Annotated in this window: 9 protein-coding genes and 1 tRNA gene; 3 read left to right on the top strand and 7 right to left on the bottom strand. The window is 40.9% G+C overall.

What is annotated here, in order from left to right:
* Nucleotides 1–540 (top strand): FecR family protein (locus tag ACT3RM_RS15395; protein ID WP_444511409.1); only part of this gene is annotated, 540 nt, incomplete at its 5' end.
* Between the two features lie 97 nt (nucleotides 541–637).
* Nucleotides 638–3487: a TonB-dependent receptor gene (locus ACT3RM_RS15390; protein WP_441993100.1), complete on the top strand. Its 2850-nt coding sequence runs from the start codon at nucleotides 638–640 to the stop codon at nucleotides 3485–3487.
* 333 nt (nucleotides 3488–3820) lie between these two features.
* On the opposite strand, the gene ACT3RM_RS15385 is transcribed toward ACT3RM_RS15390, so the two are convergent.
* The 7 genes from ACT3RM_RS15385 to rlmE form a co-directional block, all read right to left on the bottom strand.
* Nucleotides 3821–3905: transfer RNA gene (locus tag ACT3RM_RS15385), tRNA-Leu, on the bottom strand.
* Between the two features lie 82 nt (nucleotides 3906–3987).
* Entirely contained in the window at nucleotides 3988–4341 is a 354-nt protein-coding gene (secG, locus tag ACT3RM_RS15380; protein WP_441836140.1) for a preprotein translocase subunit SecG, read from the bottom strand.
* 1 nt (nucleotide 4342) lies between these two features.
* Entirely contained in the window at nucleotides 4343–5092 is a 750-nt protein-coding gene (gene tpiA, locus ACT3RM_RS15375) for a triose-phosphate isomerase (protein ID WP_441836141.1), read from the bottom strand.
* A 72-nt stretch (nucleotides 5093–5164) separates the two neighbouring features.
* Entirely contained in the window at nucleotides 5165–6517 is a 1353-nt protein-coding gene (gene glmM / locus ACT3RM_RS15370; RefSeq protein ID WP_441836142.1) for a phosphoglucosamine mutase, read from the bottom strand.
* Nucleotides 6504–7373 (bottom strand): dihydropteroate synthase, encoded by an 870-nt coding sequence (gene folP / locus ACT3RM_RS15365; protein WP_441836143.1) that lies wholly within the window; start codon nucleotides 7371–7373, stop codon nucleotides 6504–6506. The genes glmM and folP overlap by 14 nt, the downstream gene beginning before the upstream one ends.
* 102 nt (nucleotides 7374–7475) lie before the next feature.
* Nucleotides 7476–9422 carry an ATP-dependent zinc metalloprotease FtsH gene (gene ftsH, locus ACT3RM_RS15360; RefSeq protein WP_441836144.1) on the bottom strand — a complete coding sequence of 649 codons (1947 nt, stop codon included), beginning with the start codon at nucleotides 9420–9422 and terminating at the stop codon, nucleotides 7476–7478.
* A 66-nt stretch (nucleotides 9423–9488) separates the two neighbouring features.
* Nucleotides 9489–10118: a 23S rRNA (uridine(2552)-2'-O)-methyltransferase RlmE gene (gene rlmE / locus ACT3RM_RS15355; RefSeq protein WP_441836145.1), complete on the bottom strand. Its 630-nt coding sequence runs from the start codon at nucleotides 10116–10118 to the stop codon at nucleotides 9489–9491.
* Between the two features lie 88 nt (nucleotides 10119–10206).
* Here rlmE and yhbY point away from each other — a divergent pair, with 88 nt between their 5' ends.
* On the top strand, nucleotides 10207–10503 hold the full coding sequence (gene yhbY / locus ACT3RM_RS15350; protein WP_441836146.1) for a ribosome assembly RNA-binding protein YhbY: 297 nt from the start codon (nucleotides 10207–10209) through the stop codon (nucleotides 10501–10503).

The raw sequence follows: 10503 nt of genomic DNA, 5'->3' as shown, positions 1-10503 counted from the left end.
TTACAGTATAAGGAAAATGGTAAAACCAGGCAGGCGACCCTAAGTAAAGGAGAAGCATTCTTTTCAGTAAAGCGTGACGAACAGCGCCTATTTACTATTAATACTAGCAACGCAATTATCAGCGTGTTAGGTACCGCTTTTAATGTTGATAAAACACTTAATGAAACCATCATTGATGTGTTTAATGGCACAGTTGCTGTAAATACATCAGATAACTCACAACAAGTGGAACTAGTTAAAGGTCAACGTGCACGTGTCACCGATAATAATATTGTTGTTACTACATTTAAAACAACGCAACCTGACTGGCAACTAGGCTGGCTAGATTTAGAAAATGTAACAATCAACGATGCAGTTTTTCAGCTTAATCGTTATACCAAAAAACCATTAGTGTTAAATAATGTTGATACTGACTTGCGTGTTAGCGGACGTTTTAAAACTACCGATATTGTGGGTGCAGCTAAATTAATAGCACAATTAAACCAGCTTGAAATTAATAATTTTGACGACAGTGTTGTATTGACTCCTATTGAACAATAGTTGGTTATATTTACACCTCAATTTAGGCCATTGTCATAAGTTAGTCATCTAAACTATTCACACTAGAAGTTTAATGAAATTGAAGGGTCGTTCATAGATGTTACGTATAAGCTGTTTATTATGTGTAGCACTTACAGGCTTTAGTTTTACAACGAAGGCAACGAACTCAAGTTTAATAGAGCAACTTACCCGTTTGTCAGAACAATATAATACGGCATTAATTTACGATACCCAATTACTCAAGGGCTTGGCGCAAGAATCAACCCAGGGTATAACGCTCGAAAGCACACTTAATAAATTACTGAAACCTCATCGATTAAGCTGGCTAAAAACAAGTGATGGTATTGTTATTTTTAATGCTCCAACCTCAAAAAAAGTGTCTCCATCAGTTACAAAAGATAAATTATTAGAAGAAGTCACGGTGATCGGTCAGTTACCTAAAGTTCACCCTACACAGATTTCTAATACAAACTACCAGCAGGCTGTAAGTTATGCGCAACAAGTAAAAAGTGATTATGCCGGTGAGAGTGAAGTTGCTATAGGTGCTATGCTGAAACAATTACCAGCCGAAAACCTAGCCGAAACATTACAAGCCGTACCAGGTTTGAGTATCACTCGTGATCGAGGTGAAGCACTTAACATTAATGCCATGGGGTTAGGTCCTGAATACCAACTAACGCTTTTTAATGGCCGCCGCCTAGCTAATACAGAAAATGTACGTAACTCAAATCAGTATGGGCAGCAACATAGGTTTGATATTTTCAGCGCTGGGTTATTTTCAAATATCACGGTATTTAAAACCACAGATCCAATCTTGCCAAGTGGCGCTATAGGGTCAACTGTAAATTTATTAAGCGATGATCCGTTGGCATATGAAGAAAATAATCTAGAAGTAATGTTAACCGCAGCAACTTTAGAAGGTGACCGTAATTTTCAACCGAGCTTCGGTTTAACCGCTAATGGCAAAAGCGATAACATAGGTGTTATTTTCAAGATAAACTACGAAAACCGCCTACAACACCAATATCAGTTTGAAAGCTGGCACTGGGGTGACAATAGTGATGCCCCGAGTAAATATCAGTGGCCAGAATTAGACGATAACATTTTAGTGCCTACAGATGGTTTAGTAATAACCATTGAAGAGGAAGATCGCACTCGCGCCACTTATTACGGTGCTTTAGCATGGCAAGTTTCTGATCATTTAACGCTCAACACTCTTTGGTTCAGGTCCGATACTGACTTTTCGTTTGATGAACATAGACTAGGCATAAACCCTCAGAGTCAGGGTGCAATAGGCGAGATTTCAACGCCACAAAATAGTATAGATGAGTTCTACTTTAATAATGTAAATGCTAAAACCAGTCGTGAAGAGTCCAACCTATATTATGCCAATCAAACGGTGCAAGTTAACGCGCGTTGGCAACCAAATGAATATATCCCCTTATCACTTTCTCCTTTTTATAGCCGTAGTGAAGCAAAAAGTGAAACAAAAGATCCTATTACAAGAGTGCATGCTGCACTTTCTCCTATGGATGCCTACGTTGATTTACAAACTGACGCTGTAAATGACTACCGTTTTAACCAGAATTTAGGCCTTGTTAGTAGCTATTCACATATCAATCAAATGAGTAAACGAACTATCAATGTGCTTAACCGAGTGAGTGAATGGGGAGTTGATGGCAGCTGGGAAAGTGCAACTGATTCTGGTTTTCAGCATTTACAATTTGGTTTTTTAAGTTCAACACAACAGTATAGCTATACCCGCAGAGATATTAGTTTAGATGCCCAATCTTTAAACGCTCTACCTAAATTAGATGGCCGCTGGCTTGAACCCTTACAGAATGGTTTTAATGCTGGTTTTATAAACTCAGAAGTACAATCGTGGCTGATCCCAAAAAGCAATTTATTTCAGCTCTATGATATTAATTTACCGTTTAAAAATGTTAGTGATAACGATCACCTTAATAGCTATGAAGTCAGTTTTGAATCAAATGAGGGGTATTTATCTTCGCAGTGGCAATTAGCAAACGTTACTTTAAACGCAGGGCTACGTTACAGTGATACATTAAATAAAACGCAAGGCGCTCAGCTTACAACTGATGGTGAGTTAGCACCTTTGAATCACTACCATCATCATAATACCTGGCTACCTTCAATTAATATTAAGTGGCAACCATCAGTATATTGGCAATGGCGAACAAGTTATAGCCGCTCTATTAATCGGCCTAATTATTCGGACCTTAATCCCAAGCTGCATGTAAACTCCGGTGGTTTACCCTATGCCGAGCTGGGTAACCCAAATTTAGAGCCCGTTATTGCTAATACCAGTACACTTTCAGTTAATTGGTTACAAGAGGACTCAAGCCTACAGCTTCTAGCATTTAATCATAATATGGATAATTTTATAGTCGAACAAACTAAAACGATTAACTATCAAGGGCTAAATTATATTTCACTACAACATAGTAACAATGGCGAAGCGACAGTGAATGGTTTGCAGGCTAGTTCACAATGGCAGCTGCCGCCATACAGCCCATGGTTTTTACAAAGCCAATTATCTGCAAACCTAACTCATATAACAAATGCTGACGTTATAACCCCAAATGCAAATAACTTTGCTGTTGAAGGGGTCTCAGATTGGGCTGGTAACCTGCGCTTTTTAGTCAGTGATGATAAATGGCAAGCCGCAATTAATATAAACTATCGTAGTGACTTTTTAGAACATCGAGATATCAGTAATAACGCTGATACCTATGTTGAAGATCACACCAGTACCGACTTAAGTTTCAGCTGGTTTTACTCAACCAGCGCGAGTCTTCGCTTAGATGTATTTAATGTCACCAATGAAACCCTTACCCGCAGCGCCAAAACTAACAACACTAGTTCCTTAATGAAAATCGAAGAATTTGGCCGCCGTTTTGTCGTGAGCCTGTCATTAAAAATATAAATTTTCCTGAGGAACATTCTCTTTAGCCCCGCTTAACAAAATATTCGTTAAGCCTCACTATAAATCCACTGGTATGCAGGTATTAAGTACCTAAGTATTGGAAAGTCTATAAGCACATATGCAAGTCAACTAATCGCAGCAAGTGTAAATTTAAACTGGATTGCAAAGAATGGCGGACAAGCATCAAAATGCTAAAAAAACACGATGGTAATGTAGGTGGTAATGAAGTAGCTGAGATGCACCGATACTATCTAATAAATTAAAATTATCGCTGATTTATATTGAATTCCATAAAAAAAGCCCTGTAATTCATTGAATTATAGGCCTTGAATATGGTGCGGTTGGGGGGACTTGAACCCCCACGCCCTAAAGCACTACCCCCTCAAGGTAGCGTGTCTACCAATTCCACCACAACCGCATTTTAAAACTTTGTCTTTAGATGTTAAATTCTATAATTTATTTGAGGAATATATCATCTAACTTGTTTAGTGTTCACTAAACTAATTTGGTACGTCAGAGCTTTGTTCTTTACTATCACTAACAGGCACATCATCATCTGCTGGAGTAATTGTTTCTACAGCCGGTGCTGCTTCAAGATTTTCCCACTCGTCTGTCTGTTTAATTTGCCCTGTCGTTAAGTTACCCAATACAAGGCTTAACACAAAAAAGATTGTTGCTAAAGTTGTTGTAGCTTTAGTCATAAAGTTACCCGCACCTGAAGAACCAAAAACAGTTCCTGACGCGCCAGCACCAAATGAAGACCCCATATCAGCGCCTTTACCTTGTTGGATTAAAACCATACCCACTAAAGCTAAAGCGACAATTAAATAAACTACTAGTAAAATTTCGTACATCTTATACGGTCCCTTTTGCACTTTCACAGATGGCAGTAAATGAGTCTGCTTTTAGACTAGCGCCACCAATAAGTCCGCCGTCTATATCTGCTTGTGCAAATAATAATTCGCTATTTTTTTCGTTAACGCTGCCACCATAAAGGATAGTCAGCCCTTGTGCTAAATCACTGTCATTGGCAGCAATTTTGTCACGGATAAATTTGTGCACTTGCTGTGCTTGTTCAGGCGATGCAGTCTGACCTGTGCCAATGGCCCAAACGGGCTCGTATGCTACCACAGAATCTTTCAATGCTGCTAGGCCTAATTTGTCGATTACCGCATCAATTTGTGCGCCAACCACTGATTCAGTCTCACCTTGCTGTCGCTGCTGTTCACTTTCACCTACACATAAAATAGGCGTTAAACCTACTTGTTGTGCACGAGAGAATTTGTCAGCCACAACGTCATTACTTTCACCATATATGCTGCGGCGCTCAGAATGACCAACTAAAGTGTATGTTGCCCCTAATGCTTTAATAAGCTCAGCGTCCACTTCACCGGTAAATGCGCCAGCTTGATGCTGAGAAACAGTTTGCGAACCGGTTGTTAAACCACTATCAACCACAGCTGTTAATAATGGAAAGGGTGGAAATACCACAACGTCCAATTCTGTTGATTTTACGTTGTTAATTGCTTTTGACAATTCCGTGACCAGCTCTAATGAGCCATTCATCTTCCAGTTGCCTGCGACCATTGGCTTGCGTGTTGCCATTTTTCCACTCCACATTAGAAAGCGGGCGAGATATTAACTCGACTCACCCAAAGTTACAAGAGGTTATTGTTATCAACCAGTTTGTTTGCTCATAGATTCGACAACTGTAGCAATTTTTTGTGCACTATCGAGTACCATTCTTTCCTGTGCTGCTTCTACCATCACCCGTACAACCGGTTCGGTACCCGACTTACGTAATAAAACACGTCCTTTACCTGCCAGTTTTTGTTCAACATCAGCAACTGCAGCAAGTACTTCAGGAGCTGTTGTAGGGTCTGTACCCTTGGTATAGCGCACGTTGATCATTTTCATTGGGTATTTAGTAAAACCTGCGCCTAAATCTTTTAAAGTACGGTTCTGCGCCACCATTGCCGCTAATACTTGTAAACTTGAAATAATACCATCGCCAGTACTTATCAAATCAAGGTTCAAGACATGCCCTGAACTCTCCCCGCCAATTTTCCAATCTTTTTCTTGCAGTAGCTCCATCACATAACGGTCACCCACTTGGCTTCGAGCAAACTCAATGCCTTTTTCTTTCAAGGCATTTTCAAGCCCCATATTTGACATTACCGTACCAACCACACCGCCACCGAGCATATCATCACGGGCAGCTTGGCAAGCAATAATATAAACAATATCATCACCATCAAATACGCGGCCATTATGGTCAACCATCATCACTCTGTCGCCATCGCCATCATAAGCAATACCCACATCGGCCCCCAGCTCTAGCACTTTACGTTTTAAAGTATCTACGTGAGTTGCACCACAATCAGCATTAATATTGACGCCGTTAGGCTCACAGGCATGGCAAATCACTTCTGCACCTAGTTCACGCATTACTAAAGGCGCAATATGATAGGTCGCGCCATTAGCGCAATCTAATACGATTTTTAGCCCTTCTAAGGATAGCCCTTGTGGGAATTGACTTTTGCAAAACTCAATATAACGACCATCGGCACTTCCTAGTCGGCTCGCTTTACCCAACTTATCAGAGGCAACACAGCTCATTGGCTCATCCAGCATGGCTTCTATCTCAAGTTCAACGTCATCTGCAAGCTTTAAACCATCTCCAGAAAAGAATTTAATACCATTATCATGATAAGGATTATGTGAAGCGCTGATCACAATGCCCGCTTCGGCACGAAACGTTTGGGTTAAATAAGCAACAGCAGGAGTTGGCATAGGCCCAAGTAATACCACATCAATACCTGCAGCAATTAAACCAGACTCAAGTGAAGTCTCTAACATATAACCAGAAATACGAGTATCTTTACCAATAATTACTTTTTTAGTGCCATTTTTAGAAAGCACCCGCCCTGCAGCCCAGCCTAGCTTCAATGCAAACTCTGGGGTTATTGGGTACTCGCCAACCATGCCACGCACACCATCGGTACCAAAATATCTTCTAATTCTGCTCATCTTTAATTCCTTGTTCGCATGCTTGCCAAACAGCAAGCGCATCTGCGGTTTCTTTTACATCATGTACACGTATAATTTTTGCGCCATTTTGCGCCGCAATAAGCGCCCCGGCTAAGCTACCTGCTAAACGCTCGTCACTTTGTCTATTTAATAAATTACCTAGCATGGACTTACGTGACAACCCTGCTAATACCGGTAAATTAAAACTGTTGAAATCATTAAATTTAGCCAGTAGCTGGTAATTATGGCTCAAGGTTTTGCCAAATCCAAAGCCTGGATCGAGGATAATCCGTGCGTGCTGAATGCCCGCTGTTTCACACGCCTTTATGCGCTCGGCAAAGAATTGCTTTATCTGCTTAAATATATCATCGTAAAGTGGGCTTTTTTGCATACTGCTTGGCTGCCCTTGCATATGCATCAAACACACAGGCACATCACAAAAGGCTGCAACCACTTCGAGCGCACCTGGCTCTTGCAATGCCCGCACATCATTAATGATATCAGCACCCGCTTCAATGGCTTGACGCATCACTTCACTTTTACTGGTATCAATGGAAATAATACAATCGTTCAACTTACTGTTTTGATGATTGCGTATTGCTTTAATCGTTGGGATCACACGGGCTAGTTCATCTTCGAGGCTTACACTAGGAGCCCCGGGTCGCGTAGATTCACCACCAATATCAAGAATAGTTGCGCCATCGTCTAAGAGAGTTTTAGCCTGAATGACAGCGTTGTCGGTCTTATAGTATCGACCACCGTCTGAAAAGGAATCAGGAGTGACATTCAAAATCCCCATAATCACTGGGGTATCGAGGTGTAAAGAACGGCCTCGGGGTAAGCTAACAATGGTCATTTATCACCTTCAATACATCCATTGCATTGATACTTATACGTTATTAAATTAATTACAAAAAAGCCCCGACCAGCGGGGCTTTTGGATTAGCTATTTTAACGTTTATTCAGCTTTATCATCAAGATTTGTTTCATCTTTTTCTGCTGATTTATCGTCTTTTTCAGCAATTGCCTCTGCTTCTTTAGCTTCTTCTGCAGGTGGCTTCTTGTCTGAATCATCATCACGACGGTCATGGGCATCACGCGGTTCACGAACCGGTTCACGAGCCATTAAATCGTCAATTTGCTTGGCATCGATTGTTTCATACTTCATTAATGCATCTTTCATTGCATGTAGAATATCGATGTTTTCTTTTAGAATGTTTTCAGCGCGTTCGTAGTTACGATCTGAGAGTAAGCGAACTTCAGTATCAATTACTTTTGCTGTTTCATCTGACATGCTCATAGAACGGCCACCGCCACCCATGTACATTTCATTTTGATCTTCAGCGTAAAGTAACGGCCCTAATTTTTCACTTAAACCCCACTGTGTCACCATTTTACGCGCGATGTCAGTTGCACGTTCAATATCATTACTGGCACCAGTGGTGACTTTTTCTTCACCATAAATAAGTGCTTCAGCGATTCGACCACCGTATAAGCTAGAGATCATCGATTCAAGCAATTCTTTTGAATGGCTAACACGGTCTTGCTCAGGCAAGTACATCGTGACACCTAAAGCGCGACCGCGAGGAATAATCGATACTTTATAAACAGGATCATGCTCTGGTACGAAGCGTCCAACAATTGCGTGGCCCGCTTCGTGGTATGCCGTCATCGCTTTTTCTTGCTCGCTCATCACCATGGTCTTGCGCTCTGCGCCCATCATGATTTTATCTTTAGCGGCATCAAACTCAGCCATACTAACGACACGCTTATTACCTCGAGCAGCATAAAGTGCGGCTTCGTTAACTAAGTTTGCTAAATCAGCACCAGAGAAGCCTGGAGTACCACGAGCAATAACACTCGCTTCTACGTTGTCGCCTAATGGCACTTTACGTATGTGTACTTTTAAGATTTGCTCACGGCCACGGATGTCAGGTAAGCCAACCACAACTTGACGGTCAAAACGACCTGGACGAAGTAATGCCGGATCCAGCACATCAGGGCGGTTAGTCGCAGCAATTACGATAATACCTTCATTACCTTCAAAACCATCCATTTCAACGAGCATTTGGTTTAGTGTTTGCTCACGCTCATCATTACCACCACCCATACCAGCGCCACGTTTGCGGCCAACGGCATCGATTTCATCAATAAAGATGATACAGGGTGCGGCTTTTTTAGCTTGTTCAAACATGTCACGTACACGTGATGCACCAACACCAACAAACATTTCTACAAAGTCAGAACCTGAAATAGTAAAAAATGGTACTTTTGCCTCACCGGCAACGGCTTTAGCTAGTAAGGTTTTACCCGTACCAGGTGGACCAACCATTAATACGCCTTTAGGAATACTACCACCGAGCTTTTGGAATTTTGATGGGTCACGTAAAAAGTCCACCAGCTCAGTAACGTCTTCTTTGGCTTCATCGCAACCAGCAACATCAGCAAAAGTGGTCTTAATTTGGTCTTCACTCATTAAGCGTGCTTTACTTTTACCGAATGACATTGCACCTTTACCGCCACCGCCTTGCATTTGACGCATGAAGAATATCCAAACACCTATTAGCAGCAACATTGGGAACCAAGAAATTAAAATACTGGTTAAGAATGACTGTTCTTCGGGTTTAACCCCTTTGACATTTACATCACTTTTAAGCAAATCATTTAAAATATCTTTGTCATAAACTGGCATAATCGTTTGAAAACGTTCGCCGCTTGATTTAATACCTGTGATCGTACCGCTGGTACGTTCAATAGATACTTCTTGTATAGAGCCACTACGTGCCTCTTTTACAAATTGACTGTAACTAGTTTGACGATCAACTTGATCGCCGCCATTAAAGCTCTGAAAGACTGACATTAGCACAACTGCAATAACCAGCCAGAGTATTAGATTTTTCGCCATATCGCTCAAGGGGTTAACCTCTTGTATCCAATTAATTTAAATTCATCTTAACGCCTGACAACTGTACTACAGTTTGTAGCCTGTCGCTACTATATATACTTCACGTGATCGTGCTCGTGATGCGTCGGGCTTACGTATCTTCACTGTTTTAAAGCTATTTCGGACATCTTTTAAGTATTGCTCAAAGCCTTCACCTTGAAAAACCTTGACTATAAATGCACCGTTTTTCTTCAATACCTGGTTGCACATATCCAGCGCTAACTCTACTAAATACATGCTACCAGCTTGATCAACTGAGCTATTACCACTCATATTTGGTGCCATATCTGAAAGCACCACATCTACATTTTTACCATCAATACGTTTTAATAACGCATCAAGCACTGCTTCTTCACGAAAGTCACCTTGTAAAAAATCAACGCCCGCTAAAGAGTCCATAGGCAAAATATCACATGCAATAACTTGGCCTTTATCACCCACCTTTTCAGCTAAGTATTGCGACCAACTACCCGGCGCGGCCCCTAAATCAACTACCGTCATCGCGGGGCGCAATAATTTATCTTTTTTTTGAACTTCATCAAGTTTAAATACTGCTCGAGAACGCCATCCCTTCTTTTGGGCCTCATGAACGTACTGATCATCAAAATGTTCTTTCAACCAACGCTGTGAACTGGCCGAATGTTTTTTATTTGCCATAAATTAACACGCAACTAATTAGTAATATTGTCTAGATGGCGTTAGAATACCCTTAATTCAAGCCATATTCAGTAAAATTTGTAACTACATGAAATTATCTAACAAACAAAAGCAGTTTTTAAAAGGTCAAGCCCATAGTCTAAAGCCTGTGGTTTTATTAGGTGCCAACGGTCTAACCGAAGGTGTTTTAGTTGAAATTCAAAGTGCATTAGAAATTCACGAATTAATTAAAGTCAAAGTACCGACTGACGATCGTGAAACTAAATCTTTAATTTTTGAAGCAATCACCAGAGAAACCGGCGCACATAAATTGCAAACAATTGGCCACACTATTGTACTTTATCGCCAAAGTGAAGAAAAAAAGATTCAGTTACCACGTACTTAA

This window comes from Pseudoalteromonas sp. AOP7-A1-14, assembly GCF_052376275.1.
Taxonomy (GTDB): domain Bacteria; phylum Pseudomonadota; class Gammaproteobacteria; order Enterobacterales; family Alteromonadaceae; genus Pseudoalteromonas.
The sequence above is the reverse complement of the archived record's forward strand: the minus strand, read 5'-3'. Positions and strand labels throughout refer to the sequence as shown.

Excerpts from the sequence above, each read along its gene's own strand:
- ACT3RM_RS15390 (WP_441993100.1), top strand. The coding sequence starts at position 638 with ATGTTACGTATAAGCTGTTTATTATGTGTAGCACTTACAGGCTTTAGT.
- secG (WP_441836140.1), bottom strand. The coding sequence starts at position 4,341 with ATGTACGAAATTTTACTAGTAGTTTATTTAATTGTCGCTTTAGCTTTA.
- tpiA (WP_441836141.1), bottom strand. The coding sequence starts at position 5,092 with ATGGCAACACGCAAGCCAATGGTCGCAGGCAACTGGAAGATGAATGGC.
- glmM (WP_441836142.1), bottom strand. The coding sequence starts at position 6,517 with ATGAGCAGAATTAGAAGATATTTTGGTACCGATGGTGTGCGTGGCATG.
- folP (WP_441836143.1), bottom strand. The coding sequence starts at position 7,373 with ATGACCATTGTTAGCTTACCCCGAGGCCGTTCTTTACACCTCGATACC.
- ftsH (WP_441836144.1), bottom strand. The coding sequence starts at position 9,422 with ATGGCGAAAAATCTAATACTCTGGCTGGTTATTGCAGTTGTGCTAATG.
- rlmE (WP_441836145.1), bottom strand. The coding sequence starts at position 10,118 with ATGGCAAATAAAAAACATTCGGCCAGTTCACAGCGTTGGTTGAAAGAA.
- yhbY (WP_441836146.1), top strand. The coding sequence starts at position 10,207 with ATGAAATTATCTAACAAACAAAAGCAGTTTTTAAAAGGTCAAGCCCAT.